29 protein-coding genes are annotated in these 26936 nt (G+C 68.9%); 19 read left to right on the forward strand and 10 right to left on the reverse strand.

Annotated elements, in window-relative coordinates:
• Positions 1-144 precede the first annotated feature (144 nt).
• Positions 145-579 (reverse strand): DoxX family protein, encoded by a 435-nt coding sequence (locus tag ACFVVK_RS15045; protein ID WP_390268437.1) that lies wholly within the window; start codon positions 577-579, stop codon positions 145-147.
• Positions 580-723: 144 nt separating this feature from the next.
• Between ACFVVK_RS15045 and ACFVVK_RS15050 the strand changes: the two genes are divergently transcribed.
• From ACFVVK_RS15050 to ACFVVK_RS15060, 3 genes are all read left to right on the forward strand, one after another.
• Positions 724-2079, forward strand: a complete 1356-nt coding sequence (locus tag ACFVVK_RS15050; protein WP_390268440.1) for an MATE family efflux transporter — start codon at positions 724-726, stop codon at positions 2077-2079.
• Positions 2080-2146: 67 nt separating this feature from the next.
• A complete protein-coding gene (locus ACFVVK_RS15055; protein ID WP_390268443.1) occupies positions 2147-2740 on the forward strand; it encodes a hypothetical protein in 594 nt (197 codons plus the stop codon).
• Between the two features lie 84 nt (positions 2741-2824).
• Entirely contained in the window at positions 2825-3187 is a 363-nt protein-coding gene (locus ACFVVK_RS15060) for a hypothetical protein (protein ID WP_390268446.1), read from the forward strand.
• Positions 3188-3265: 78 nt separating this feature from the next.
• Here ACFVVK_RS15060 and ACFVVK_RS15065 read toward each other — a convergent pair whose 3' ends face one another.
• Positions 3266-3808, reverse strand: a complete 543-nt coding sequence (locus ACFVVK_RS15065; protein WP_390268449.1) for a CGNR zinc finger domain-containing protein — start codon at positions 3806-3808, stop codon at positions 3266-3268.
• Positions 3809-4005: 197 nt separating this feature from the next.
• Here ACFVVK_RS15065 and ACFVVK_RS15070 point away from each other — a divergent pair, with 197 nt between their 5' ends.
• Together ACFVVK_RS15070 and ACFVVK_RS15075 are read left to right on the forward strand one after the other, a co-directional pair.
• Positions 4006-5004, forward strand: a complete 999-nt coding sequence (locus ACFVVK_RS15070; protein WP_390268804.1) for a DMT family transporter — start codon at positions 4006-4008, stop codon at positions 5002-5004.
• Between the two features lie 76 nt (positions 5005-5080).
• A complete protein-coding gene (locus ACFVVK_RS15075; RefSeq protein ID WP_390268452.1) occupies positions 5081-5353 on the forward strand; it encodes a DUF2277 domain-containing protein in 273 nt (90 codons plus the stop codon).
• Positions 5354-5403: 50 nt separating this feature from the next.
• Here the strand turns inward: ACFVVK_RS15075 and ACFVVK_RS15080 are convergent, their stop codons facing one another.
• From ACFVVK_RS15080 to ACFVVK_RS15095, 4 genes are all read right to left on the reverse strand, one after another.
• Positions 5404-7677, reverse strand: a complete 2274-nt coding sequence (locus ACFVVK_RS15080; protein WP_390268454.1) for a heavy metal translocating P-type ATPase — start codon at positions 7675-7677, stop codon at positions 5404-5406.
• A gap of 73 nt (positions 7678-7750) precedes the next feature.
• Entirely contained in the window at positions 7751-7981 is a 231-nt protein-coding gene (locus tag ACFVVK_RS15085) for a heavy-metal-associated domain-containing protein (protein WP_390268457.1), read from the reverse strand.
• Between the two features lie 64 nt (positions 7982-8045).
• Positions 8046-8387: a metal-sensitive transcriptional regulator gene (locus ACFVVK_RS15090; RefSeq protein ID WP_390268460.1), complete on the reverse strand. Its 342-nt coding sequence runs from the start codon at positions 8385-8387 to the stop codon at positions 8046-8048.
• Between the two features lie 183 nt (positions 8388-8570).
• Complete coding sequence (locus ACFVVK_RS15095; protein ID WP_390268463.1) at positions 8571-9056, reverse strand: universal stress protein; 486 nt, start codon at positions 9054-9056, stop codon at positions 8571-8573.
• A 150-nt stretch (positions 9057-9206) separates the two neighbouring features.
• On the opposite strand from ACFVVK_RS15095, the gene ACFVVK_RS15100 reads away from it, so the two are divergent.
• The 3 genes from ACFVVK_RS15100 to ACFVVK_RS15110 are packed head-to-tail and all read left to right on the forward strand — an operon-like array spanning position 9207 to position 10910.
• A complete protein-coding gene (locus ACFVVK_RS15100; protein ID WP_390268466.1) occupies positions 9207-9416 on the forward strand; it encodes a hypothetical protein in 210 nt (69 codons plus the stop codon).
• Positions 9417-9474: 58 nt separating this feature from the next.
• Positions 9475-10599 carry a WD40/YVTN/BNR-like repeat-containing protein gene (locus ACFVVK_RS15105; protein WP_390268469.1) on the forward strand — a complete coding sequence of 375 codons (1125 nt, stop codon included), beginning with the start codon at positions 9475-9477 and terminating at the stop codon, positions 10597-10599.
• Entirely contained in the window at positions 10596-10910 is a 315-nt protein-coding gene (locus tag ACFVVK_RS15110) for a MoaD/ThiS family protein (protein ID WP_390268472.1), read from the forward strand. The genes ACFVVK_RS15105 and ACFVVK_RS15110 overlap by 4 nt, the downstream gene beginning before the upstream one ends.
• Positions 10911-10914: 4 nt before the next feature.
• Here the strand turns inward: ACFVVK_RS15110 and ACFVVK_RS15115 are convergent, their stop codons facing one another.
• The 3 genes from ACFVVK_RS15115 to ACFVVK_RS15125 all read right to left on the reverse strand — a co-directional run bounded on the left by ACFVVK_RS15115 (position 10915) and on the right by ACFVVK_RS15125 (position 13981).
• Complete coding sequence (locus ACFVVK_RS15115) at positions 10915-11151, reverse strand: hypothetical protein (protein WP_390268475.1); 237 nt, start codon at positions 11149-11151, stop codon at positions 10915-10917.
• Positions 11152-11294: 143 nt separating this feature from the next.
• Complete coding sequence (locus ACFVVK_RS15120; protein ID WP_390268477.1) at positions 11295-12989, reverse strand: alpha-amylase family protein; 1695 nt, start codon at positions 12987-12989, stop codon at positions 11295-11297.
• The gene (locus tag ACFVVK_RS15125; protein WP_390268480.1) at positions 12986-13981 is read right to left on the reverse strand and encodes a TIGR03885 family FMN-dependent LLM class oxidoreductase; all 996 of its coding nucleotides are present in this window, start codon (positions 13979-13981) and stop codon (positions 12986-12988) included. The genes ACFVVK_RS15120 and ACFVVK_RS15125 overlap by 4 nt, the downstream gene beginning before the upstream one ends.
• A gap of 89 nt (positions 13982-14070) precedes the next feature.
• On the opposite strand from ACFVVK_RS15125, the gene ACFVVK_RS15130 reads away from it, so the two are divergent.
• Positions 14071-15159, forward strand: coding sequence for an ATP-dependent DNA ligase (locus ACFVVK_RS15130; RefSeq protein WP_390268483.1), 1089 nt, complete (start codon positions 14071-14073; stop codon positions 15157-15159).
• A gap of 133 nt (positions 15160-15292) precedes the next feature.
• On the opposite strand, the gene ACFVVK_RS15135 is transcribed toward ACFVVK_RS15130, so the two are convergent.
• The gene (locus ACFVVK_RS15135; protein WP_390268486.1) at positions 15293-16606 is read right to left on the reverse strand and encodes an MFS transporter; all 1314 of its coding nucleotides are present in this window, start codon (positions 16604-16606) and stop codon (positions 15293-15295) included.
• 225 nt (positions 16607-16831) lie between these two features.
• On the opposite strand from ACFVVK_RS15135, the gene ACFVVK_RS15140 reads away from it, so the two are divergent.
• From ACFVVK_RS15140 to ACFVVK_RS15185, 10 genes are all read left to right on the forward strand, one after another.
• Positions 16832-17674, forward strand: a complete 843-nt coding sequence (locus tag ACFVVK_RS15140) for an IclR family transcriptional regulator (protein WP_390268489.1) — start codon at positions 16832-16834, stop codon at positions 17672-17674.
• Positions 17675-17843: 169 nt separating this feature from the next.
• Complete coding sequence (locus tag ACFVVK_RS15145) at positions 17844-18725, forward strand: shikimate dehydrogenase (RefSeq protein ID WP_390268492.1); 882 nt, start codon at positions 17844-17846, stop codon at positions 18723-18725.
• Positions 18725-20701, forward strand: coding sequence for a bifunctional sugar phosphate isomerase/epimerase/4-hydroxyphenylpyruvate dioxygenase family protein (locus ACFVVK_RS15150; protein WP_390268494.1), 1977 nt, complete (start codon positions 18725-18727; stop codon positions 20699-20701). Before ACFVVK_RS15145 ends, ACFVVK_RS15150 begins: the two co-directional genes overlap by 1 nt.
• Positions 20702-20743: 42 nt before the next feature.
• Entirely contained in the window at positions 20744-21646 is a 903-nt protein-coding gene (gene pcaH / locus ACFVVK_RS15155; protein WP_390268497.1) for a protocatechuate 3,4-dioxygenase subunit beta, read from the forward strand.
• Entirely contained in the window at positions 21639-22214 is a 576-nt protein-coding gene (gene pcaG / locus ACFVVK_RS15160) for a protocatechuate 3,4-dioxygenase subunit alpha (protein WP_390268500.1), read from the forward strand. The genes pcaH and pcaG overlap by 8 nt, the downstream gene beginning before the upstream one ends.
• A complete protein-coding gene (locus ACFVVK_RS15165; protein ID WP_390268503.1) occupies positions 22211-23740 on the forward strand; it encodes a lyase family protein in 1530 nt (509 codons plus the stop codon). The genes pcaG and ACFVVK_RS15165 overlap by 4 nt, the downstream gene beginning before the upstream one ends.
• Entirely contained in the window at positions 23733-24551 is an 819-nt protein-coding gene (locus tag ACFVVK_RS15170; protein ID WP_390268505.1) for an alpha/beta fold hydrolase, read from the forward strand. Before ACFVVK_RS15165 ends, ACFVVK_RS15170 begins: the two co-directional genes overlap by 8 nt.
• Positions 24548-25018: a 4-carboxymuconolactone decarboxylase gene (gene pcaC / locus ACFVVK_RS15175; RefSeq protein WP_390268508.1), complete on the forward strand. Its 471-nt coding sequence runs from the start codon at positions 24548-24550 to the stop codon at positions 25016-25018. The genes ACFVVK_RS15170 and pcaC overlap by 4 nt, the downstream gene beginning before the upstream one ends.
• Entirely contained in the window at positions 25015-26226 is a 1212-nt protein-coding gene (locus tag ACFVVK_RS15180; RefSeq protein ID WP_390268511.1) for a thiolase family protein, read from the forward strand. The genes pcaC and ACFVVK_RS15180 overlap by 4 nt, the downstream gene beginning before the upstream one ends.
• Positions 26227-26239: 13 nt before the next feature.
• Positions 26240-26935, forward strand: coding sequence for a 3-oxoacid CoA-transferase subunit A (locus tag ACFVVK_RS15185; protein ID WP_390268514.1), 696 nt, complete (start codon positions 26240-26242; stop codon positions 26933-26935).
• Position 26936 lies beyond the last annotated feature (1 nt).

Below are 26936 nucleotides of genomic sequence, written 5' to 3' on the forward strand. Positions count from 1 at the left end.
GCGCCCTACCATGTGTGGGCGGGGCCCCCCCCCCCCCCGGCCCGGGGGGGGGGCCCCGGCCCCCGGGGGGGGGGGCCCCCCGGGGGGGGGCCCCCCCCGCCGCTAACCGCCCGCCAAAGAGCGCTGGACGATTCGATTGCTGCCCTAGGCGAGGACGCGCAGCTTCGAGCCGCTGCGGCCGAAGAGGGCCTTGTCCACGGAGAGGGTGCCCGCGCCGACAAGCGCCACAGCCAGCGCCGCGGCCGCCAGGATCAGGACGAGCTCATAGCCGCCGGTTGCCACAAAAACGCCGGCGGAGGCATGCACCAGAAACAGGGCGCCGAGCATGTCCAGCGCCAGGAGGGCAGCGAACACGCGGGTAAGCACGCCCAGGATCAACGCGACGCCGCCGACGAGTTCGAGAGTGGCGACGATCGGGGCCACTGCCTGGGCCGCGGGGACGCCCATCTGCGTGAAGGCCGCCTGGGTTCCGGCAATGGTGAATTCGCTGAACTTCTGCCAGCCGTGGGCAGCGAACAGGAAGCCTACAATGACGCGCAGGATGGTCCGGGCGGAGGTGGTCAGTGTCGGCTGGTTCATGGGTTGCCCTTTCGGGGTAGGGGCGCTTGGCGGTGCCGCCGAAGCGTTGGAAAGTTGTACCTTCAACTTCTACAGTGACGCCTTTTGGTTGAAATGTCAACCAATGGCAGGCGGTGACGTGGGGGCGCCCGCTAGGGTTAAGTCGTGCCTGCCTCCCCTCCGATCCCCAAGACCCTGCCGCCGTCCGCAGGGCACCGGCGGGAAATCCTCCGCCTCGCCGTTCCTGCTTTCGGCGCCCTGATCGCCGAGCCGCTGTTCCTGCTTGCCGATTCCGCAATCGTTGGCCACCTCGGAGTGGCGGAGCTGGCCGGCGTCGGTCTGGCCTCGGCGGTGCTCCACACGGCGGTGGGTCTCATGGTGTTCCTCGCATATTCCACGACGCCGGCTGTGGCGCGGGCCATCGGCAACGGCCAACTCGCCAAGGCCCTCGCCGCCGGGCGTGACGGCATCTGGCTGGCGCTCCTGCTGGGGATCCTCCTGGCGGTCGTCGGATTCCTGGCGGCCGGGCCGCTTTTGGACCTGATGGGCGCCCGCGGTGAGGTGCACGGATTTGCCGTCGACTACCTGCAGTGGTCCATGCCCGGCCTCGTGGCCATGCTGCTCATCTTTGCCGGCACCGGAGTACTCCGGGGGCTGCAGGACACCCGCACGCCCCTGGCCGTGGCGGCGGCGGGCTTCACGCTTAATATCGTGCTGAACCTGGTCCTCGTCTACGGTCTGGGCTGGTCGGTGACCGGCTCGGCCGCGGGCACGAGCATTGCGCAGTGGGCAATGGCCGCCGTCTACGTGCTGATCGTCCGGCGCAACGCCCGCCGCCAGGGCGTGTCCCTGCTGCCGGACTGGCGCGGCATCCGGGCCCTGACCCGGGTGGGGTCCTGGCTGATGCTGCGCACGCTGAGCCTGCGCATTGCGATTCTTGCCACGGTAGTCGCGGCCACGGCCCAAGGTCCGGTCAATCTTGCCGCGCACCAGCTGGCCATGACCATCTTCACGTTCTTCGCCTTCGCCCTGGACGCCCTCGCCATCGCGGCGCAGGCCCTGATTGGCAAGGAACTCGGGGCGGGCCGGCCGGAGGCGGCACGGGCGCTGACGGGCACCATGACCCGGTGGGGACTGGGCTTTGGCGTTTTGACTGGGGCGCTGCTCGCCGCGGCGGCGCCGTGGGCGGGCGCCCTCTTCACCCCCGACGCCCACGTCCGGGCGGCGCTCACGCTCGCGCTGTGGGTGCTCGCCGCCGGGCAGCCGATCGCCGGCTACGTCTTCGTCCTCGACGGCGTCCTCATCGGCGCGGGGGACGCCCGCTATCTGGCGATCGCCGGCGTCGTCAATCTTGCCGCCTACCTGCCGCTGCTGCTGGCTGTGTCCTGGTCCGGGGTTGGGGGCGGCGAAGGACTGCTCTGGCTCTGGGCCGCCTTCTCGCTGGGCTACATGGCTGCCCGGGCGCTGACGCTGGGCCTCAGGGCACGGACAGGCCGGTGGATGGTCCTCGGCGCGCGCTGAGCTGACCGTTGCCGGCGCACGTCCCGGGCGGGCACGCGCGGTGGCGGCTTCGCACTAAACTGGTCGGGTGACTCTTCCCGCAGCGCCTGACTCGACCCCTGCCCTCCGCGCCGCCACCGATCTGTGGAAGCCCGTGCTGGTCAGGGCCGCTGTCGCGCTCGTTTTCGGTGCGGTGACAGTGTTCTGGGCCTCGCCGTCCGTGGCTGGCATGGGCTGGGCCGGGGGGCTCTACCTCTTGGCCACCGGGGTGGTGCTGATTAGGACCGTGACGAAGTCCGGATACGGGCCGCAGGAGCGGGCCGGCAGGATCCTCTCCGCTGGCGCAGCCGCCCTTGTCGGAGCCGGCGCCGCCGTTGCCCTGATCCCCAGCTCCCCCGTCTTTGGCACGATCGCGGCCGTGGGCCTGGGCGCCGCCGGTGCCGGGGAGCTGCTCGCGGGCATCCTTGGCCGCGGCCGCTCCGTCCTTGCCCGGGACTGGATCGCCTCCGGCGTGATCGGGCTGGGCACTGCGATTGCGCTTCCGTTCTTCATCGGCCTTGGCCCGCACGCACTCCTCGGCGTTGCCGGCGGCGGCGCCATCATCAGCGGTGTCCTGTGGACGCTGTCCGGGCTGACCCTGCGGCATGATGCTCGAGGCGATTCCGCGGAGGCCGTAAACTAGTACCGACAGGTTCTACCCGGCGTAGAACAATTGCGGTAAAGAGACAGCCACGCATCCGCGCGCAGGCTGCAGGAGGAATACACCTTGGCACAGCAGAAACCCGGAGCGCCCCGCAGCTTGCGGACGTCGGTCAAGGGGCCGCTCATGTTCTCCGCGTTCTGGGCCGTGGTGGTTTTCGTCGGCGTCCTGATCTTCGCCTCGGGCGGCAGCGCCCGCTCGCCCCGCTTCGACCTGGCCCTCACCGGCGCCGGGATCGCCTTCATCGTGATCCTCGTGGTGGCGGCAATGCTCTCGATGAGCTACAAGGAGAACGCGGAGCACTTGGGGAAGGGCTCCGGTGTCAACCTCAGTTCCAAACGGAGCCCCGGCCATGGTGGCCCCTCCGCCCAGAACGGCCACGACGCCGCCGGACCCGCCGAGTCCGGCGGCAACGGGCCGACGGGCTAGTCCGAAGCCCCAAGCCTAGAATGAAGCCCCAAGCCTAGAATGTAGAACCTACGGCCCGGCGGCGGCCGGTCCCCGGCGTCAGGACGCGGCCTTCCGGGCCCGGTAGGCGGCCACATGGGCGCGGTTGGCGCAGTTTCCCGTGTCGCAATAGCGCTTCGAACGGTTGCGACTCAGATCCAGCACGACGGCGTCGCAGTCTTCCGCGGCACACACCAGCAGCCGGTCCATTTCTTTGCTCCGGATCACATCAACGATTGCCATGGCCGCCTCCGTGCTCATCCGGTCGGCCAGCGGAGCCTCCGGCGTGGTCGCGTGCAGATGCCAGTCCCACGGATCGTGCTTGACCAGCTGGGGGAGTGCCCGTGCTTCGCGGAGCAGCCGGTTCACGGTTTCGGCGGCTGAGGCCTCCTCCCCCAGCCAGAGACCGGCGAGCTCGCTGCGCAGCCGCCGCACGCTTGCCAGTTCGGCCTCCTCCCGGGTCCGGAAGCCGGTGAATCCCTCGGCCGCCAGGAAGTCGTCCAGGTCCTTCGCGGTGGCCAGGTGCTCTTCGCCGTTGGCTGCGGTGTTGATCAGGTTGACCACGGAGCGCAGGGCAGCTTCCGTGTCAGGGGCAAAGACCATCTTGACTCCTTACCTAGCCGGGCGTAATGTCATGACCATAACCCTACTTTACTCCTGACAGGAGAATGCCCGTGTCTGCCCGCCGCCCCGTCGCCGCCCCCGTTCGAGACCCCGCCGCCCGGCGTCCCGCCTCGAAACCGGGCGGGGCCACGCCGGACACTCGGCACACCGTGCCGGCCGCAGCCGTGTCCGGTTTCATGGCCTCGGGCCTGGGCGTCGCCCTGTTCTCCTCGGCGGTCTTTGGCCTCTCGGGCTCCTTCGCCAAGGCGCTGCTGGAAAGTGGCTGGACACCGGGTGCCGCCGTCACGGCCCGCCTCACCGGGGCCGCGCTGGTTCTGGCGGTCCCCGCCATCGCTGCGTTGCGCGGACGCTGGCACCAGCTCAGGGACAACTGGCTGACGGTCCTGCTCTTCGGAATTATTGGGGTGGCTGCCTGCCAGCTGTTCTACTTCAACGCCGTGTCCCGGCTGTCCGTCGGCGTCGCCCTCCTGCTGGAGTACCTCGCGCCCGTGATCATTGTGCTTTGGCTGTGGGCCGCGAGCCGGAAGCGCCCCCGCCCGCTGACCGTCGGCGGCACGCTGCTGTCGCTGGGCGGGCTCGTCCTGGTCCTGGACCTCACCGGTGCCGTGAAGATCGATCTCATCGGTGTGCTGTGGGGGGTTGCGGCGGCCGTTTGCCTTGCGATCTATTTCTTCATCACGGCCAAGGAAAATGACACCCTTCCGCCGATTGTCCTGGCCTCCGGCGGCCTGATGGTCGGTGCCGCGGTGATGTGGCTCGCCGCCGCCACCGGGCTGGTGCCGATGGCCTTCAGCGCGGCGGACACCCGGCTGGGGCCCTGGATCACCCCGTGGTGGGTCTGCCTGGGCGGCCTGGTGGTCCTGGCCACCGTCGTGGCGTATGTGTCCGGCATCGTCGCCGCGCGGGCACTTGGATCCAAGGTGGCGTCCTTCGTCTCGCTGACCGAAGTGCTCTTCGCCGTCCTTTGGGCGTGGCTGCTGCTCGGCGAGCTGCCCGGGACCATCCAGCTGCTGGGCGGCCTCCTGATCGTCGGAGGCGTCGTTTTGGTCCGCGTGGACGAACTCCGGGCGGACGGGATGCCGGCCGATGGGCTCCGCGCCGCCCCACTCCCGGCACCCCTGCAGGTTCCGCTGCAGCCGCTCGAGCACGCGAACGACGTCGAACGCGTCCCCTAGGAGCCAGCCCGGCCGGCGTTCCGGCGTCGCGGCCGCGGGCCTTCATCCACAGCGGCGAAAAGCCTACAGTGGAGCTATGTGCCGCAACATCCGGACCCTGCATAATTTCGAACCGCACGCCACGTCGGCGGAGGTGGAGGCCGCAGCGCTGCAGTACGTGCGCAAGATCAGCGGCTCCACCAAGCCATCCAAGGCGAACGAGGAAGCCTTCAACCGGGCCGTGCACGAGATTGCGCACGTAACCGAGCACCTGCTCGATTCCCTGGTGACGCATGCCCCGGCCAAGGATCGGGCGGAGGAAGCTGCCAAGGCGCGTGCCAGGGCGGCCGTCCGGTATGGCACCGCCTAGCTGGCAATGCTGGACCGGGCAACCCTGACCGGTAGGCGGGTTGGCGGGCCCTATTTGCCGAAGCTGCGCAGGCGCAGCGAGTTGGCCACCACCAACACGGAGCTGGCCGCCATCGCGGCCCCGGCGATCATCGGGTTCAGCAGGCCCAGGGCCGCCACGGGGATGCCCACGGCATTGTAGAAGAAGGCCCAGAAGAGGTTGGTCTTGATGGTGGCCAGGGTCCGCCGGGAGAGCTCAATTGCCAGTGCCACCTGCCCCAGATCGTTGCCCATGACCGTCAGGTCGGCGGCTTCGATGGCGACGTCGGTCCCGGACCCCATGGCCACGCCAAGGTCCGCTTGGGCAAGGGCCGCGGCGTCGTTGACGCCGTCCCCGGCCATCGCCACGGTGGCGCCGGCCGCCTGCAGGGAACGCACAGCCTGAACCTTGCCCTCCGGCAGCACGCCGGCGAAGACGTCCTCGGGGCGGATCCCGACGGCGGCAGCCACCTGCGCGGCCACCGGGGCGTTGTCCCCGGTCAGGAGCATGGGCCGTAGCCCGAGCCGGCGGAGCCGGTGCACGGCGGCCTTGGAGCCGGGCTTGAGGGAATCGCGCAGGCAGATGATCCCGGCGGGTTCGCCGTCCACGGCAACCCAGATCACGGTGGCGCCGGTCTCCTCGGCGGCGGCCAGCGCCTCCCGCTGCGCGGGGGTCGGGGTGATTCCGTTCTCGTGCAGCCAGCCGGTGCGCCCGGCGGCCACCACCCGGCCGTCGACGGTGCCCAGCACTCCGCCGCCGGGTGCGGAACGGAAGCCGGTGACGGCGTCGATGCCCGCGCTGGTGTTCCCCTGCCCTCCGCCCCTATGCCCTGCGCCCACCACTGCCGTCTCGGCTGCCGCCGCGGCGATCGCGCGGGCGATCGGGTGCTCGGAGGCGTTTTCCACGGCCCCGGCGAGGCGCAGAATGTCAGCCTCGCTGTATGTTCCGAAGCCCTGGATGCGGTCCACGGCAAGCCTGCCTGTGGTGACTGTGCCGGTCTTGTCCAGCAGGATCGTGTCCACGGTCCGGGTGTCTTCGAGGATCTGCGGTCCCTTGATGAGGATGCCGAGCTGGGCGCCGCGGCCGGTTCCCGTCAGCAGCCCTACCGGCGTGGCCAGGCCCAGGGCGCAGGGGCACGCAATGACCAACACGGCGACGGAGGCGGTGAATGCCGCCCGGAGCCCGTCGGGCCCGGGGGCAGGGCCGACGGCCAGCAGCCAGGCCCCGAAGGTGAGGGCCGCGACCGCCAGGACCACCGGGACGAAGACGGCGCTAATTCGGTCCGCGAGCCGGGCAATGGGGGCTTTCCCGGTCTGCGCCGCGGCGACGAGCCGGCCCATCTGGGCCAGGGTCGTTTCCGAACCCACGCGCGTGGCCCGGACCAGGAGCCGGCCCGAGGTGTTGATGGTGGCACCCGTGACCGGGCTGCCCGGACCAACCTCCACCGGCACGGATTCTCCGGTAACGAGCGAGGCGTCCACGGCCGAGGAGCCGTCCAGGACCACGCCGTCCGCGCCGATCTTTTCGCCGGGCCGAACGACGATCTCGTCCCCGATGACCAGCTGCCCGGCGGGGATCTGCTGCTCCCGGCCGTTGCGCACCACGGTGGCGTCCTTGGCGCCAAGGCTGAGCAGGGCCGTGAGGGCATCGCCAGCCTTGCGCTTGGCACTGGCCTCCAGATAGCGGCCCAGCAGCAGGAAAGTGGTGACTACGGACGCAACCTCGAAGTAGAGGCTGCTGGACCTCATGCCCTCCATGGCCGGGGACGCCGTCAGGCCCGGGTCCGCCAGGAGCTGCCCGCTGGAGTACGCATAGGCCGCGATTACGCCTAGGGAAACCAACGTGTCCATGGTTGAGGCCCCATGCCGCGCGTTGATGGCGGCGGCCCGGTGGAACGGCCAGGCCGCCCAGCCGACCACCGGCAGGGCGAGAATGGCCGCCACCCAGCCCCAGTGGGCGAACTGGAAGGCCGGGAACATGGAGATCGCCACTACCGGAACGGTGAGGGTGGCGGCCACGATGAGCCGCGGCCGGAGGGTGCCCTCTGCGGCAACACTCGGGGACATGCCACGGATCATGGCCGTGTAGCCTGCCGCCGCGACGGTGGCGGTGATTTGTTCGTCGCTGATGTTCGCCGGGACGGTGACTCGTGCGGACTCAAGAGGCAGGTTGACGCTGGCGTCGACGCCGTCGAGCTTCCGGAGTTTGCGTTCGATCCGGTTGACGCAGGAGGCGCAGGTCATGCCCTCGATATCGAGGTCGAGGACGCGGCTTCCGGCCTGGCCCAGCGATTGCTCGTTACTCACGGTTCCTTCCTGCCTCACAACGCCTTCCCGTCCCGGCTCTTCTTCGCTGCGCGCCGTCCGCTCGGTGGGGTGCTCAGGCTTCGGTGGCGACCACGAGGTAGCCGGCCTCGGCGACTGCCTCGCCGATCTCGGAGGATGACAGTGCTTCGCTGGACGTGATCGTGACGGTGGAGATGCCGCCGGCGTTGAGGTCCACGTCGACCGTTTCGACACCGGAGAGCGCCTCAAGTTCTTCGCTGACGGAGGACACGCAGTGGCCGCAGGTCATGCCGGATACGTTGACGGTGGTGGAAACGGTGTTCATGGCGTGCTCCTTGTCGGTGGGCGCTGGGTGGTTCCCGGCCCGGGGTGTGGGGGAGGTGCAGGTCCTAGCGCAGGAGACGGCCGATGGCTTCGGTGGCCTCTTTGACTTTGAAATCGATGGCGTCGGCCCGTAATCCGGGATCCGGCTCCGCGGCGGCGCCGACCACGCAGTGGCCGATATGCTCCTCCACAAGTCCCAGGCTTACGGCGTGCAGGGCCTTGGTGACCGCCGCGACCTGGGTGAGGATGTCGATGCAGTATTTGTCCTCGTCGACCATCCTGGCAATGCCGCGCACCTGGCCTTCAATCCGCTTGAGCCGGCGCAGATACGCCTCTTTGTTGGCTGCGTAGCCGTGCTGCTCGTGGGGCGCCAGACCGGCCGCGCGGGGAAGTTCGGACTCGCTCATGCCCCTAACTTATACCCCCTAGGGGTATGGCGCAACCGGCGGAAAATAAAACAGCTCCGGAGTGCGTTATTGGGGGATACGCACTCCGGAGCAGCTAAGGGGTAGGCGGTTCATCCGGCCTACACATTGAGCTTAGTCGGCGGTGGAGGGATAACGCCAGCACCCCGAATAACTACTTTCGCTTTACTTTTCCGCCACCGGCACGATCAGGACCGGGAGCTCCTGGTGGTGGCTCAGCCATGCCGCGACTGAGCCGTTGAGCGCCGCGGAGATGCGGTGGCCGACGCCGCGCTCGGGGGTCCCCACCACGATCATGAGCGCGCCGGCCTCGGCGGCCAGCCTGCCGATCGCCCGGGCCGGGTCGCCCGGCAGGGTGCGCAGGGTCCATTCCACCCCCAGTTCCTCGACGCTGGCACCGATGCCTGATTTCAGCGCCTGGGTCGCCTCCCGGACCTCGGCGTCATCAGCATCCCGATGCAGGGACGAGCGGTGCGCGGTCCGTGCGGGGTCCCATTCCACGAGGTAGCTCGCCTCATCGACGTGCACGCAGATCATTGGCGCGGCGAGGCGCTTCGCAAGCGATGCCGCGGTCTGCAGCACTTCCGGGTGCTGACCGGGAAGCACCCCCACCACTAGGGGTCGCGGGCCGGTGGCGGACTCGGCAGCCATACTTCATTCTGGCGCCGGATTGCCGCCTTGAACAGGGCTTTCCTTTCCGCGGCGGGGGCTGCGGCGCGGCGCGCACGTTCGCCGGGGCATCCCTTGAACACCGCGGGGACAGGGGCCTACGGTGGAAGAACACAGGAGGAGGTGGCCGCCGTGGAGATCTACATGTGGTGGCTGGATCTGGATTTGGCGAGTAAAGAATGGCTTCGGGAAAACCTCCGGGCCGCCGAACTGCCCGAGGCCGTGCTTCGGGGTATCGCCGACGCTGGCGGCCCCGGTCCCGGGCGGGCGTCAGGCGGCGCCCCCGCCTTGACGGCCGCCGACTGGGACTTCATCGAGACGCAGTCGGAGTTCGTCGACTGACGCACCCGCCGGCTGTAGCCCAAGAAAACCATTGCGGCCTTCCGACGCGGGTGGTTGCATGGGGGTCATGGCTACTGCAGAGAGTTATGTGCTGGCGATCGGCACCAAGAAGGGCCTTTGGCTCGCGACCAGCCCGGACCGGAAGGAGTGGTCGCTGTCAGGGCCGCATTTTCTGATGAGCGAAGTGCCCAGCATCGGCATCGACACACGCGGGGGCCGGACCCGGATCATGGTGGGGGTACGCTCCGAGCATTGGGGCCCCACCGTTTTCCATTCCGATGACCTGGGCCGGACGTGGACCGAACCCGAAAACGGTGCCATCTCGTTCCCCGACGGCACCGACGCCGCCCTGGAACGGATCTGGCAGATTTACCCGGACGCCGAGTCCCGCCCGGGGGTCGTGTGGGCCGGCTGCGAGCCGATTTCAGTCTGGAAATCGACCGACGGCGGCGAGCACTTTGAGCTCAACCGCGGCCTCTGGGATCACCCACACCGCGGCGAATGGGGTGCCGGCTACGGCGGCGCCGCGGCCCACTCGATTCTGGTTGATCCGACCGGGGAAAAGGTGCACGTTGCCATGAGCACGGGAGGGGTTTACCGCTCGCTCGACGGCGGAGGCTCCTGGGAACCGCGCAACAGGGGGATCTCCGCCTACTTCATGCCCGATCCAAATCCGGAATTCGGCCAGTGCGTCCACAAGATCGCCGCCGACGCCGCCGTCGACGGCCGGCTGTACGCGCAGAACCACCACGGGGTATACCGCAGCGACGACGACGCCGAATCGTGGGAGTCGATCGCCGAAGGCCTGCCCGCGGACTTTGGCTTTGTGATGCTGACGCATCCGCGTCGGGCCGGAACGGCCTGGGTGATCCCTTTGAAGGCTGACGGCGAGCGTATTCCGCCGGACGGAAAGCTCGCGGTGCACCGGACCGGCGATGCCGGAGCGAGCTGGACGCGGCTCGACGCCGGGCTCCCGGAGGCGGAGTACAACGCCGTCCTGCGCGATGCCGCGTGGGTCGATGCCGCGGAACCGGCCGGCGTGTACTTCGGGACCCGGGGCGGCTGTGTCTACGCCAGCCCGGACGAGGGGGACCACTTCAGCGAGGTGGCCTCGCACCTGCCGGACGTGCTCTGCGTGCGGGCCGCCGCGGTTCCGTCTGCCCTGCTGCCGGACAGGCGATGACGTCAGCCATGCCCGTGCCGGTGGATGCGCCCATCACCGTCGTCCTGCCCAGCGTCCTCCAGCCGCTCGCCGGCGGGCAGTCCATCCTGACTGCGCCCGCCGAGAATGCGGTGACGGTGGAGTGGTTGCTGGATACGGTAACCGGGGACTATCCGGCGCTGTCGCGGCGGCTGCGGGATGAGACCGGAACAGTTCGCCGTCACGTGAATATATACGTCAACGGGAATGAGATCCGGCGGCTGCAGGGTTTGGTCACGACGGTGGCGCCGGGCCAGGAGGTCCTGATCATCCAGTCGGTGGCGGGCGGCTGACGCCTCAGGCGACGCGCCAGACGCTGCATTCGTCCGCGTTGATGGCCTTGCGCATGCCGCTGTGGCGGTCCATGATCCAAACGACGCCGATTCCGGGTGCGGTTTCCTGGACGCTGCCGCGGCGGATCACAACGTCGTCGTAATTCGGGCCCACCCGGAGGCGGGCCTCGATCTCGTCGCCGCGGCGCAGCTGGTCCAGGGCGCGGATGCGGGTCACATGGGCTTTGGCTTCCTTCAACATGGCGGGGGCCTCCCGAACTGGAGCTGGTGCCTGCTCTTGCCGGCCCTTCCAGTGTCCTGCGCCAATGTTGCCGCCGCGTTTCGGCGTGGTTAGGGACGGGTTAGTTCTCGGCGGCGCCGGAGTTTCCCGGTCTCGATCGCGGCTCAGGGAATACGGCGGTCCGCCGGGCGTTGGATCCGGAACCACCGGTAGCCGTAGCGATCCAGCGGGACTTCGAATCCGCCGTCGTCCGCGAGCGGGAGATCCTCGCCGCCGAGCAGATCCCGGAGCACGGCGTCTGCGAACGAGCTTTCCGGTTCGTCCGGCGATGCCGCGCTGGCCGTCACGGACGCCGGCTCGGCCCCGAAGTTGTGGGCCGCAATCACCACCGACCCGTCCCACGTACAACGGTGTAGCAGCACCTGTGCGGACGGCTGCTTGATGAGTTCAAACCGCCCCCAGCCGAGTTCGGGGCACTCCCGGTAGCGCTGGATGAGGGTGGCGACGAAGTTCCACAGCGAGTCCGGATCGCGCTTCGCGGCGGCGGCGTTGATGTTTTTCGGTCCGAAGTATCCCTCCACCGGCTGGGCCGTGAGGTCCTTGGGCGGGGCAGTCGAGAAACCGCCGTTCCCGGTGTCGTCCCACTGCATGGGGGAGCGGACCGCCGAACGGCCCTTCGCCCGGAGGTCTTCACCCATTCCGATCTCCTCCCCGTAGAAGAGCACCGGAGTGCCCGGCAGCGAGAACATCAGCGAATAGACCATCCGGATCCTCGCCGGATCGCCGCCGAGCATCGTCGGAAGCCGGCGGCGCAGCCCGCGGCCGTACATCTGCATGTCCGGGTCCGGACCGAATGCGGCAAAAACCTCAGCGCGCTCCGCATCGCTGAGCTTGTCGAGCGTGAGCTCGTCGTGGTTGCGGACGAACATGGCCCACTGGTTGTCGGGGTTGATTGCCGGGCGGCTGCTCAGCGTCTTCCCCAGCGGGCGGGCGTCCTGCCGCGCCAGGGAGAGGTACATGTTCTGCATCGAGAGGAAGTCGAACTGCATGTTCAACTCGTTGCCGGTCTGCCCGCCGAAGTACTTCAGCTGCTCCTTGTAGGGGAGGTTGACCTCCCCGAGGAGCACGGCGCTGCCATGGCGGCGGTTGAGGAAGCTGCGCAGGGCGCTGAGGTAGTCGTGTGGATTGATTTTCGCCGCTTCGTCCTTCGGTTCGCCGAGCAGCTCCAGGAAGAAGGGGACGGCGTCCAGCCGGAAGCCGTCCAGGCCCAGCTGCAGCCAGAAGCCCATGGACTTGGCGATCTCGTCCCGCACCTTTGGATTCATGACGTTCAGGTCCGGCTGGTGCTTGGAGAACATGTGCAGGAACCACTCGCCGGTTGCCTTGTCCTGCGTCCAGATCGACGTCTCCTCGCCGGGAAACACCACCTGGTCCGAAGTGTCCGGCGGCGTGTCCTTCCGCCAGACGTAGTAGTCGCGGTAAGGGTTGTCCATGGACTTCCGCGCCTGGACAAACCACGGGTGCCGGTCGGACGTGTGGTTGATGACGAAGTCCGCGATCACCCGGATGCCGCGGTCATTGGCCGTGCGGATGAATTCCACGAGGTCCCCGAGGCTGCCGAGCCGCGGATCCACACCGTACATGTCCGTGACGTCGTAGCCGTCGTCCCGGTCCGGGGAGGGATAGAAGGGCATGAGCCAGACGCACGTGACGCCGAGGGCCGCGAGGTAGTCCACGCGCTGGGTCAGGCCGCCGAAATCACCGGTGCCGTCGCCGTCACCGTCCAGAAAGGTTTCCGGGTCGAGGCAGTAGATCACCGCGTTTTTCCACCAGAGGTCGGAAGTCTCTGCAATCCTCACACCGCACCCACCTTTTCGGTCCCGGCCGGGGCGGCCGTCCGGAGCTCCGGGAGGACGTGCTCCGCGAACGCGCCGATGAACGGCTGCTGGTCCTGGCCGACGAAGTGCAGGTACAGCTCCTCGAACCCGAGCTCCAGGTAGCTTGCAAGCCATTCGGCATGCTCTTGCAGATGCGCCGAGACGTTGACGGCCGCCCGCACCTGGTCCTCCGTAACCCCGGCGCTCACCCCGTCGAAATGGGCGGCCGTCGGCAGATCCCACGGGATCGGCGGCGCAAAGACGTTGGTGCGCCATTGGTCCATGGCGATCGCGAGGGCGTCCTGCTCGGTGGGTGCCCAGGACAGGTGGACCTGGAGGACCGCCTTTCCGCGCCCGCCGGCGTCCCGGTAGGCCGCGAGCATCTCCTGCAGCTTTGCCCCGGGTTGGTTCACGGTGACCAGTCCGTCCGCCCACGCCGAGGCCCGGCGGGCTGTTTCGACGCTCACGGCCGGAGCTATCAGCGCCGGCCTGGTCGCCGGAACGTCCCAGAGCCTGACCCGCTCCGCCGTGACGAGCCCGTGGTGGGTCACTTCCTCGCCGGCGTGGAGTCGGCGGATAATGTCGACGCATTCCTCAAGCCGCCGCTGCCGCGTCTCCTTGGGCGGCCACGGCTCGCCGGTGACGTGCTCGTTCATGAATTCCCCGCTGCCCGGCGCCAGCCAAAAACGCCCGGGAAACATGTCCGCAAGGGTGGCCGAGGCGTGCGCGATGATGGCCGGGTGGTAGCGCTGTCCCGGTGCCGTCACCACGCCGAACCGGAGCCCGGTGGTTGCAAGTGCGGCGCCGAGCCAGGACCAGGCGAATCCGGAATGGCCCTGCCGGGCGGACCAGGGCTCGATGTGGTCCGAGCACATGGCGGCATCGAACCCGGCCTGCTCGGCCAGCTGCACATCCTTGAGGAGACGGCCGGGGCTGATCTGTTCGTGCGAAGCGTGGAACCCGATGGTAGCCATCGTTAATGTCTACCGTGGCGGGGCGGGTGTGTCGAGAAATCCGCCCCCGGGACTGGCGGTGCGCCGTCCGCGGCGTAAGAATGGGCGCTATGCGACTGCCGCTGATGCCTCCCATCCCGCCCATGCTGGCCAAGGCCCTCCCCGCACTGCCGGAGAATGACGGCGGGGCGGGGTGGCTCTTCGAGCCCAAATGGGATGGCTTCCGGTCCATCATCTTCCGAGACGGCGACGAAGTGGAGATCGGGAGCCGGAACGGCAAACCGATGACGAGGTATTTCCCCGAGCTCGTTGAGTCCCTCAAAGCGGAGCTGCCGGAGCGCTGTGTGGTGGACGGCGAGATCGTCCTGGTCGCAGCTTCCGGGGACCGACTCGACTTCGACGCGCTCCAGCAGCGGATCCATCCGGCAGCCAGCAGGGTACGGCTGCTGGCCGAGCAGACGCCGGCGCGCTTCGTCGCCTTCGACTTGCTGGCACTCGATGACGAGGATCTGACGGGGCAGCCCTTCGCCGTGCGCCGCCAGGCGCTGGAACGGGCTCTCGCCTCGGTCGCGGCCCCGATCCACCTGACGGCCGCGACGCCTGACCGGGAGACGGCACAGCGCTGGTTCCGGCAGTTCGAGGGCGCCGGACTCGACGGGATCGTGGCCAAGCCACTGGACAGCGCCTACCAGCCGGACAAACGTGCGATGGTCAAGGTCAAGCACGAGCGAACGGCCGACTGTGTACTGGCCGGTTACCGCGTGCACACCTCCGGCCCGGACCGCATCGGTTCGCTGTTGCTGGGGCTGTACGACGACACCGGGGTGCTGGCCAACGTCGGCGTCGTGGGCGCCTTCCCGATGGCCCGGCGCAAGGAGCTTTTCGAGGAACTCCAGGAACTGGTCACCGGCTTCGAACAGCACCCCTGGGCCTGGGCCCGGCAAGAAGCGGGTGCACGGACGCCGCGAAACGCCCAAGGCAGCCGCTGGAGCGGGGGCAAGGACCTGTCCTTCACCCCGCTGCGGCCCGAACGGGTGCTGGAGGTCAAGTACGACCACATGGAAGGCGAACGGTTCCGCCACACGACTCAGTTCGTGCGCTGGCGCCCGGACCGGGACCCGCGCTCCTGCACCTATGACCAGCTCGAGGAGCCGGTGAAGTTCGATCTCGCCGCGGTGCTGGGCGCCGGCAACAGCTAGCGGCGGCCGGTCTCCTCGGCGCTCCTTCCCGGTTGCTTTTCTGGCCGTGCCCCGACACACCGAAAAGCCCGGCGTGTCCTGTGGACACGCCGGGCAGTCGGATCGGCAAGTGGGCGGGAACGCCACGCCCGGCTTAGCGCACGCCGAGTTCCTTGGTGGGAACCTTGAAGGTTTCCTTGGCGGTCAGTGCGGCGACCGTTGCGATCACGCAGATGACGCCGGTGAAGATGGTGATCTGGACCCAGCCGCCGGGCTGGATGCCGCCCATGGCTGCCACGATCGCCGGGGCGAATCCGGCCATCAGGAAGCCGAGCTGGGTGCCGATCGCGAGGCCGGAGAAGCGGACGTTGGTGCTGAACATTTCGGCGTAGAACGAGGGCCAGACGGCGTTGGCCGCGGCGTAGCCGAAGGAGAAGAACGCGATGGCCGCCAGGAACATCAGCGGGACGCTGCCGGACTCGAGGCTGAGCAGGAAGACCGGGGTCAGGACCGCGCTGGACAGCGCTCCGTAGATGAACACCGGCTTGCGGCCGATCCTGTCCGCGAGCTTGCCGAACAGCGGCTGGGTGCCCAGGGCCAGGAAGTTGGCGCCGACGACGAGCCAGAGCGTGGTGGTGCCGTCCACGCCGGCGACGTTCTTGGCGTAGCTGATGGCCAAGGTGCCGAAAACGGTGGACACGGCGGCGATGAAGGCGCAGGCGATGACGCGCAGGACATCGCGCCAGTGGCCCTTGAGGAGGTCGGCAACCGGCAGCTTAGAGATCTGCGCGGTCTTCTTGGCTTCCTCGAAGGCCGGCGGCTCGTGCAGGGTACGGCGGATGAAGAACGCGATGAGCACTACGACGGCGCTGAGCCAGAACGGGATGCGCCAGCCGATGCCGTACTTAATCTCGTCAGGCAGCGCCAGGACCGGGATGAAGACGAGGGCGGCGAGGATCTGGCCGCCCTGGGTTCCGGTCAGGGTCCAGGAGGTGAAGAAGGAGCGGCGGTTGTCCGGGGCGTGCTCCAGCGTCATGGAAGAGGCGCCGGCCTGCTCGCCAGCCGCGGACAGGCCCTGGCAAAGCCGTGCCAGCACCAGCAGTGCCGGCGCCCACCAGCCCACGGTCTTGAAGTCCGGCAGGCAGCCGATGACAAATGTGGAGGCACCCATCAGCAGCAAAGTGAACATGAGGACCTTCCGGCGCCCCGCCCTGTCGCCGAAGTGGCCAAGGATGACCGCGCCCACCGGACGGGCCACGTAGGCGAACCCGAACGTGGCGAAGGACATGATCGCGGCGTTGGTGTCGGCGTCGGGGAAGAAGACGTGCGGGAAGATCAGCGCCGCTGCGGAACCGAAGATGAAGAAGTCGTAATACTCGACGGCGCTGCCGAGGAAGCTTGCAAGGGCCGCCTTCTTCGGCGTCCCGCCCGTGGCGGTGCCCGTCGTGGACGGGAGAGTCTGGCTCATGGTGTTCCTTTGGTGTGACGACGTTGTCGCTGATGGATCAGGAAGGTCTCGACTGCCGCTGGCTCAAGTGTGGTGCAGCCGGGGGGCCGTGGAAAGACCCGGACTTGTAGCCGCATGGTGGGAGCTACGTGTGCGATGTAGCAATCATGGCTGTGAGCGCAGTCACCTGTCAAGAAAAATAATCACCATCTAGAAATAGCTCTCACGATGTGGGAACATCGGGATATGAGTGTGAATCAAGCCACAGAAGAGTCACCCCCTTCCGGATACCGCGCTGAGCCCGCCGGCAAGGCTGCCAAGGCGGCCAGGGAGGAGTCGCGGACGGACATGGTGGGCAAGGCCTTGAGCCTCCTGGTCCTCCTGGGCGACGAGCCGCGGGGCGCCAGCGCCGCGGAAATCTCCCGCCGGGCCGAGCTGCCGTTCAGCACCACATACCGCCTGCTGGGCTCCCTGACCAGGGACGGCTTCGTCGACTATGAGCCGGACGGCCGGCGCTATCATCTGGGCCTGCGCGTCTTCCAGCTGGGCCAGCGCGTCTCCAACCATCACGGCTTCGCGGGCACGGCGTTGCCGATCCTGCGGCGCGTCACCGAGGAGACCGGCGAGGCCACCATTCTTTCCGTGCGTGACGGCAACCACCATCTGACGGTGAACAAGGTGGACGGCCCGCAGACCTTCCGGGTCACCAGCGACCCCGGCCACCTGGGCGCGCTGCACACCACATCGGTGGGCAAGGCGCTGGTGGCCTTCGCCGACGACGCGACCCGCGCGCAGCTGCTCGCTGATCTGCCCCTTGAGTCGCTGACGGAGCATTCCATCACCGACCGCGACGCGTTCCGGGCGGAAATCGAACTGGTCCGGCGCCGCGGTTACGCCACCATGGACGAAGAAAATGAGCTCGGCATGCGGGCTGTCGCCGTTCCGCTGTTCAACGCCCAGGGCCACGCCTTCGCCTCCCTCGCCACCGCCGTGCCGGTGTTCCGGCTGAGCATGGAGGCCCTCGTGGCCCACGTTCCGCTGTTGCAGGCGGCCGCCGCCGAGCTCTCCGCCCGGCTGCCCCAGCAGTGATACCCGCCTTCCGCCCCGGCACGGGCGTCGGCCCGCCCACAATGTTCGATACTCGAACAACCGTGCAATATGTGAACAAAATCTGTACTGTAATGCCTATCACCCGGCCCGCCGGCGGCGCTGCAAGCGTCTCCGCCCGCCGAGTGCCGTTGTCAAAGGAGCTAACCGGATGAGCAATCGAGCAGAGTCCTTCCTCGTGGGCCTGGTGGGAGACGGCGTCACGCCGTCCCTCACGCCCTATATGCATGAACGCGAAGGTGACGTGCAGGGCCTCCGGTATCTTTACCGCCCCATCGACCTCATCGAACTCGGCCTGCCGGGCCAGGCTGTCGGTGAGCTTCTCTCCGGCGCCCGGCGCCTGGGCTTCAACGGCCTGAACATCACCCACCCGTGCAAGCAGCTCGTGCTCGACTACCTTGACGAGGTCTCTGCGGACGCCCGGCGCCTCGGAGCCGTCAACACCGTGGTGATCCGTGACGGCCGCTTCATCGGCCACAACACCGACTTTTCCGGGTTCGCGGCGGCGCTGGCCTCCGGGCTTCCCGCCGCTACCCTGGACCGGGTGGTGCAGCTGGGGGCCGGCGGCGCCGGATCCGCTGTCGCCTATGCCCTTCTCACCGCGGGCGTCCGCGAGCTGGACCTCGTGGACATGGATGCGGCCCGCGGCGCGGCCCGTGCGGCAGAACTGGCCGGGTTCTTCCCAGACCGGACCGTCACCGCCCGGACGACGGCGGAGCTGCCGCGGCTCATGCCGCTGGCCGACGGCCTGGTGCACTGCACCCCCGTGGGCATGGCCGCCCATCCGGGCGTGCCGCTGGACATGTCCCTCGTCCAGTCCCGGCACTGGGTGGCCGACATCGTATACCGGCCGATCGAAACCGAACTGGTCCGCGCGGCCCGGGCCAAGGGCTGCGAGGTGCTCGACGGCGGCCGGATGGCCGTGGGTCAGGCCGCCGACGCCTTCCGGATCTTCACCGGGCGCGAGGCCGACGCCAGCCGGATGCGCTCCCACTTCCTGGAGCTCGTGGCGGCCGAAGAAGTGGCCGCCTGATGCGCACCGGAATCGCCACCGTCTGCCTCGCCGGGACGCTGCGGGAAAAAATGCAGGCCTGCGCCGTGGCCGGCTTCGACGGGATTGAAATCTTCGAACAGGACCTCGTCACATCCCCGCTCAGCCCGGAAGACGTCCGGAAACTGGCCGCCGACCTCGGACTCACCCTGGACCTCTACCAGCCGTTCCGCGACTTCGACAGCGTCGGGGAGGACGTGCTCGGCGCCAACCTGCGCCGGGCGGACGCCAAGTTCCGGCTCATGTCCCGGCTGGGCATGGACACCATGCTGCTCTGCTCCAACGTGGGCACCGCCACGATCGACGACGACGGGCTCCGGGTTGAACAGCTCGCCCGCCTCGCGGAGCTGGGGGGCGAGCACGGCATCAAGGTCGCCTACGAGGCCCTGGCCTGGGGCAAATACGTCAACGACTACGAACACGCCCACCGCTTGGTGGAGGCCGTGGACCACCCGAACCTGGGCACCTGCCTGGATTCCTTCCACATCCTTTCCCGCGACTGGGACACCGCACCGATCGAGGCCTTCAACCCGGACCGGATCTTCTTCGTCCAGGTGGCCGACGCGCCCAAGCTGTCGATGGACGTGCTGTCCTGGAGCCGGCACTACCGGGTGTTCCCGGGTGAGGGGCAGTTCGACCTGGCCAAGTTCATGGGCCATGTGGTCCGCGCCGGCTACAGCGGACCGGTGTCGCTGGAGGTGTTCAACGACGTCTTCCGCCAGTCCGACGTCGAACGCACGGCCGTCGATGCCATGCGGTCCCTGATCTGGCTCGAAGAGCAGAGCGCCAAATGGCTCCAGGCGAACCCGGCGTCCACAGACGGGACGACCGGCAGTGCCGCGGCCGCGCCGAGCCGTGCACTCCGGCGCCGCTACCCGATGGAGCTCGCCACGCTGCCCCGGGTGGCAGAGCCCGCCGGCTTCAACTTCGCCGAGGTCCGGGCCGCGGACACCGCCGGCCTGGAAACTCTCCTCGGCCAGCTGGGGTTCACGTTCAACGGACGCCACCGCACCAAAAACGTGCAGCTGTGGACCATGGGCCACGCCCGCGTCGTCATCAACGAAGAGCCCCTGTCCGTTGCTGCCGGCGCCGCTGCTGCGGGCACCGCCGCCCAGAGGCCACCCGCGGACGCCGCCATTTCGGCGCTGGGCTTCGACGTCGACTCTCCCGTCATCGCCGCCGCCCGCGCCCAGCAGCTCAAGGCCCCCGCGGTGCCGCGCAAGAGTCAGGCCAACGAGGAAGTCTTCCAGGGCTTCGCCGCCCCGGACTCCACCGAGATCTTCCTGTGCCAGGGCAGCCCGGACGGCACGGCGGCGTGGACACGTGAATTCGGCGAAAATCTTCAAGTGCCGGCAGCCGGTCCCGCAGCCGGTTCCGCCGTGATCGACCACGTCAACCTGGCCCAGCCGTGGCAGCACTTTGACGAGGCCGTGCTGTTCTACACGAGCGCCCTCGCGCTGGAACCGCAGCCGTATGCCGAGGTGGCCAGCCCCACCGGACTGGTCCGTTCCCAGGTGATGCTCACCGAGGACCGGGGCGTGCGCCTGGTGCTGAACCTGGCGCCGCTGCTGCAGCAGGAGGGGCCCGCCGCCGGCACCGGGCACCGCCGCACGTACCAGGAACACGTGGCCTTCGCCGTGGATGACCTCGTGGCCACGGCCCGGGCCGCACGGGACCGCGGCCTGGATTTCCTGCAGATCCCGGCGAACTACTACGAGGACCTCGATGCCCGGTTCGCGCTGGACCCGGACTTCCTGGCCACGCTCCGGGAGCTCAACCTGCTCTATGACCGTGACGCCGACGGCGAATTCCTGCATTTCTACACTGCCACGGTAGGCAGCGTGTTCTTCGAGATGGTGGAACGCCGCGGCGCCTACGACGGCTACGGCGCCCCGAACGCGCCCGTGCGGCACGCCGTCCAGTACGACCACGTGCACCAGCTGACCCGCAGTTCCTGAACCCCGCCCGAACAACAAACACACCACTGAAAGGAGGCTGCTGTGCCTGAAGAGCTCAACCTCGACATCTTCAATGCCGACCCGGTCACCGAGGACGTGTCCGACGACGCCACGGAGGCCGCCCCAAAGCACGCCGCTGCTGTCCCGCTCGACGCCGCCGCGGAGTCCCAGTCGGATCTCAGCGCCGAGATGAAGGCGATCGGCGAGGCCTACGCAAAGGCCCTCAAGGACGGCGCCCCGGCCGAGACCCAGCCCCGGCTCGACTACGCCCCGTACCGCAGCAGCGTCCTGCGCCACCCCACGAAGAGCCTGCACCACGCGGACCCGGAAACCATCGAACTGTTCTCGCCGGCGTTCGGGCACATGGACGTCCACGCGCTCGAATCGGACCTGACCATCCAGCACAACGGCGAACCGCTCGGCGAACGCATCGTGGTCTCCGGACGCGTGCTCGACGGTGACGGCCGCCCGGTCGCCAACCAGCTCGTCGAAATCTGGCAGGCCAACTCCGCGGGCCGCTACATCCACAAGCGCGACCAGCACCCGGCACCGATCGACCCCAACTTCACCGGCGTCGGCCGCTGCATCACCGGAGCTGACGGCTCCTACAGCTTCACCACCATCAAGCCCGGCGCCTACCCGTGGAAAAACCACCTCAACGCCTGGCGGCCGGCCCACATCCACTTCTCGCTGTTCGGCACGGAATTCACCCAGCGGATCATCACCCAGATGTACTTTCCGGGGGACCAGCTGTTCCCGCTGGACCCGATCTACCAGTCGATCGTCGACCAGGACGCCCGGGACCGGCTCGTGGCCACGTACAACCACGAAGACACCCAGCCTGAATGGGCCCTGGCGTACAACTGGGACATCGTCCTGACCGGGCCGAAGCGGACCTGGACCGAAAACGAGGCCCTGGGAGTCGAAGGAGATGACCATGAGTAAGCTCACCCCCACCCCCGGACAGACGGTCGGACCGTTCTACGGCTACGCCCTGCCCTACCCCAAGGACCGCGAGCTGCTGGCCCCCGGATCCCCGGGATCCATCCGCCTCCAGGGCACCGTGTACGACGGTGCCGGCCACCCGATCCCCGACGCAATCCTGGAAATCTGGCAGGCAGACGCCGACGGCAATGTCCCGCAGCGCACGGGATCCCTGGTCCGGGACGGCTACACCTTCACCGGTTTTGGCCGCAGCGCCGTCGGCAACACCGGCGCGTTCACCTTCACCACCGTGAACCCGGGACCCACCGAAGCCGGTGCCGCGCCCTTCATCGCGGTGGCCGTGTTCGCCCGCGGCCTGATGAACCGCCTCTTCACCCGGGTCTACCTGCCGGAGGATGAGGCGGCCCTGGCCAAGGACCCGCTGCTCAGCTCGCTGGAACCGGACCGCCGCCAAACCCTGATCGCACGCCGGGATCCCGACGGCGGGCTGACCTGGGACATCCGCCTCCAAGGCGACGGCGAGACAGTGTTCTTGGATTTCAGCGGCGCCGAGGGTGCCGAGAAGTGACTTCCTTCGAAACCGACGGCGACGCCGGCCTGCACGGGGACTTTGGTCTGCTCAGCCCCGTGTCGGCGTCGCCTCTGGTGGCAGCGCTGACGGGGGACCGGGCGGTGCTCGCAGCTCTCCTGAAGGTCGAGGCTGCCTGGGCCGCCGTCCTCGACGATGCGGGCCTCGCCCCCGCCGGCTCCGCCGCGTTGGTGGCAGCCGCCGCGGACGTGGAGCGGTACGACGCCGCGGGCATCGCCGTGCGCGCACAGGGCGGCGGGAACCCCGTCATCCCGCTGCTCGCCGACCTCCGTGAACAAGTCAGGGCGCTCGATACCGATCGTCTTGGCGCCGTGCAGGCCGTCCACACCTCGCTGACCAGCCAGGACGTCCTCGACTCCGCCCTGATGGTGTTGGCCGCCGGGGCGGTGCGCCAACTCGGCTCCCAGCTCACGGCTGCGACGTCCGCCCTCGCCGGCCTGGCCGAAGCCCATGCGCAGACCCTCTGCGTGGCCCGCAGCCTGACCCAGCACTCGCTGCCTTTCAGCTTCGGGTTGCGGGCCGCGCAGTGGTTCGCCGGGCTGGCCGCGGCCGCCCGCCGGCTCGAAGCCCTCGAGTTGCCGGTGCAGACCGGCGGCGCCGCCGGAACCCTCGCCGCCGGCACGCTGCTGACGGAAAAACTGGGGCCGACGGGAGGAACAGGGCTGACCCCGTTTGACCTCGCGGACCGGCTGGCCGCCCGCCTGGGCCTCGCCGCCGTTCCGGCCCCCTGGCACACCAACCGCCTTGCCGTGACCTCGCTCGGCGACGCACTGGCTGCCGTGACGGACGCGGCCGGAAAGATCGCCGCCGACGTCCTGTTCCTGAGCCGGCCGGAAGTGGCCGAACTCGCGGAACCGCGGGCCGCGGGCCGGGGCGTATCCTCGGCCATGCCGCAAAAACAGAACCCCGTGCTGTCCGTGCTGATCCGCAGCGCCGCCCTGCAGGCCCCGGCCCTGGCCGCGCAGTTGCACCTCGCGGCCGCCAATTTCAACGATGAACGCCCCGACGGCGCCTGGCACACGGAGTGGACGGCCCTGCGCCAGCTCCTGCGGCTGGCGCTCGGCGCGGCGGGACAGCTCCGCGAACTGGCCGAGGGCCTGCAGGTCTACCCCGCGGCCATGCGCCGCAATCTCGACCTCGCCGGCCCGCTGCTGCTCTCCGAAGCCGTCAACGCGACTGTTGCGCCGCTACTGGACTCCGCCCGCATCGCCGAGGGCGCCGATCCCGGTTCCGGCTCGAGCGGCAAACAACGCCTGCAGAACGTGGTGGACCGCACGCTTCGGGCACCGGCGGCGGACCAGGCGGCCACCTACCGGAAACTGCTCCGCGAGGCCGTCCCCGAAGAACTGCTGACCGACGCCGGGATTGAGGAGCTTCTGGACCCGGCGAACTACGTCGGCCAAGCAACAGCCATCACCCGGCGGATTCTCGCGGCCTACCCGGAATTCACCGCCCGCCAGGCCGCCGCCGCCCACCCACCCCGGAACGGAGCTTCCCATGGCTAGACCTACCGTCAAAGCAGTCCTGCTCTCACCCCAGCGCCCGCTCGGCGAGAAACCCCTCCTCGTCGTGGGGCCCTCGCTCGGGACGTCCTCCCTGCTCTGGAGCCAGGCCGGTGCCGTGCTGGGCAACGACTTCGACGTCGTCGCCTGGGACCTGCCCGGACACGGCGTCTCGCCCGCGGCGCAGGAAACCTTCACCGTCGCCGAACTCGCCGACGCCGTGATCGCCCTGGTCGATTCGATCGCCCCGGGGACGCGTTTCCACTATGCCGGGGTGTCCCTTGGCGGGGCCACCGGTCTGCAACTGGCCATCAAGCACGGCGACCGGCTCAAGAGCCTCTCCGTGCAGTGTTCCGGCGCGAAGATCGGCACTCCCGAAGGGTGGCTTGAGCGGGCCGAAACCGTGCGCACACAGGGAACCCCGGTGATGGTCCAGGGTTCCGCGGAGCGCTGGTTCGCGCCGGGGTTCATGGACCGCCAGCCGGAAGCCAGCAGCCGGCTCCTGCACACGCTCCGGGATGCGGACCGCTTCAGCTACGCCTTCTGCTGCGAGGCCCTGGCCGGCTTCGACGTGCGGGACCAGCTCGGCACCATCCGCGTCCCCACGCAGGTCATTGCCGGCGTCCTCGATTCCGTGGCCACGCCGACGATGGCCGAGGAAGTGGCCGCAGGCATCACCTCCGGCGGCGGCACCGCCACGGCACTCAGCCTGGAGGGCGTGGCACACCTGGCGCCCTTCGAGGCACCGGGCCACATCGCCGACCTCCTCAAGAGCCTCATCAGCTGGACCGAAACCCAGGGAGCGGACGCATGACCGGCTCCGAGCGCAGCGGATTCGAGCGGCACGGGGTAGTCCAGCCCGGCGCGACCAGCCAGGAAATTTACGACGGCGGCATGAAAGTGCGCCGCGAGGTCCTCGGTGCCGCGCACGTGGACCGCGCCAATGCCAACAAGGATTCCTTCACCGAGGACTTTCAGGACATGATTACCCGGATCGCCTGGGGCGGCATCTGGACCCGACCCGGGATCAGCCGACAGATGCGCTCGGCAGTCACCATCACCGCCATGGTGGCGCACGGGCACTGGGAAGAACTGGCCATGCACATCCGAGCCGCCGTCAGCAACGGCCTGAGCCGGGACGAGATCAAGGAAATCCTGCTCCAGACCGCCATCTACTGTGGGGTCCCCTCCGCCAACACCGCCTTTAAGACCGCCCAGCAGGTTTTCCGTTCCATGGACGAGACTGCCGGGGGCGATTCAGAAACGGACAAAAAATCATGAACCAGGCTTACATTTACGACGCCGTCCGGACGCCCTTCGGCAAGTTCGGCTCCGGCCTCGCCGCCGTCCGCCCGGACGACCTCGCCGCGCATGTCATCGGGGAGATCGTAAAGCGCGCCCCCCAGCTCGACGTCGAACGGATCGACGAGGTGGTGTTCGGCAACGCCAACGGCGCGGGCGAGGAAAACCGCAACATCGCCCGGATGGGCACCCTCCTGGCGGGGCTGCCGGTCTCCATCCCGGGAACCACGGTCAACCGGCTGTGCGGCTCGTCGCTGGACGCGGCGATCATCGCGTCCCGGCAGGTCAACACCGGCGACGCCGACCTCATGCTGGTCGGCGGGGCCGAATCCATGTCCCGCGCCCCCTGGGTGCTGCCCAAGACGGAGAAGCCCTACCCCGCCGGGGACCTGACCCTGGCCTCCACCACGCTGGGCTGGCGGCTGGTGAACCAGTCCATGCCCAAGGAGTGGACCATCTCCCTGGGAGAAGCCACAGAGCGGCTGCGCGAGAAGTACGGGGTGACCCGCGAGGCGCAGGACGAGTTCGCCGCTGCCTCCCACAACCTCTCCGCCGCGGCCTGGGACGAGGGCTTCTACGACAACCTCGTGGCACCGGTCCCGGGCACCGACCTGGTCCGCGACGAGGGAATCCGTGCCGGTTCCTCGGCCGAGAAACTCGCCGGTCTCAAGACCGTGTTCCGGGCCGAAAACGGCACCGTCACCGCCGGGAACGCGTCGCCGCTCTCCGACGGCGCCTCCGCGGCGTGGATCGGCTCCGAAAACGCCGCCGGGCTGCTCGGCCTGGAGCCGCTGGCCCGCGTCGCCGGCCGCGGCGCGCACGCCAACGACCCCCAGTACTTCGGCTACGCCCCCGTGGAGGCGGCGAACAAGGCCCTCGCGAAGGCCGGCATCGGCTGGGACCAGGTGGGCGCCGTCGAACTGAACGAGGCGTTCGCCGCCCAGTCCCTGGCCTGCATCAGCGCCTGGGGCATCGACCCGGGGATCGTGAACCGGCACGGCGGCGCGATCGCCATGGGCCACCCGCTGGGCGCCTCCGGCGCCCGGATCCTGGGCACCCTGGCCCGGTCCCTGCAGGCCTCCGGGCAGCGCTGGGGCGTCGCCGCGATCTGCATCGGCGTGGGCCAGGGCCTCGCCGTCGTCCTCGAAAACGTCACCACCGCCCGCGGGCATAACCCGTCGGCATAGGAAGGGCAGAGTCATGCTGAAGTTTATTGACACGGTCGGCGAGGCCGTGGCCGGGATCAAGGACGGTTCCACCGTGATGATCGGCGGGTTCGGCAACGCCGGGCAGCCGTTCGAACTGATCGACGCGCTGCTGGAGTGCGGCGCCACGAACCTGACCGTGGTGAACAACAATGCCGGCCAGGGTGACCAGGGCCTGGCCCTGCTGATCAAGGAGGGCCGGGTGCAGAAGATGATCTGCTCCTTCCCGCGGCAGTCCGACTCCTGGCACTTCGACGCCAAGTACCGCGCGGGCGAGATCGAGCTCGAACTCGTTCCGCAGGGCAACCTCGCCGAGCGGATCCGCGCCGCGGGAGCCGGGATCGGCGGCTTCTTCACGCCCACCGGGTACGGCACCATGCTGGCCGAGGGCAAGGAAACCCGGATCCTCGACGGCATCGGCCAGGTCTTCGAGACCCCCATCCACGCCGACGTCGCCCTGATCAAGGCGCTCACGGCCGACGGCGCCGGGAACCTCGTCTACCGCAAGACCGCCCGGAACTTCGGCCCCATCATGGCCGCCGCGGCCAGGCACACCATCGCCCAGGTCTCCGAAATCGTCCCCACCGGCGCCCTGGACCCGGAGACCATCGTCACCCCCGGCATCTACGTCAACAGCATCGTCCGCGTGGCCGCCGCCGCGGCCGCCGGCAAGACAGAAAGCGTGGCCTGAG

The sequence above is a fragment of the Arthrobacter sp. NPDC058192 genome, from assembly GCF_042883665.1.
In the GTDB taxonomy this organism is placed as follows: domain Bacteria; phylum Actinomycetota; class Actinomycetes; order Actinomycetales; family Micrococcaceae; genus Arthrobacter.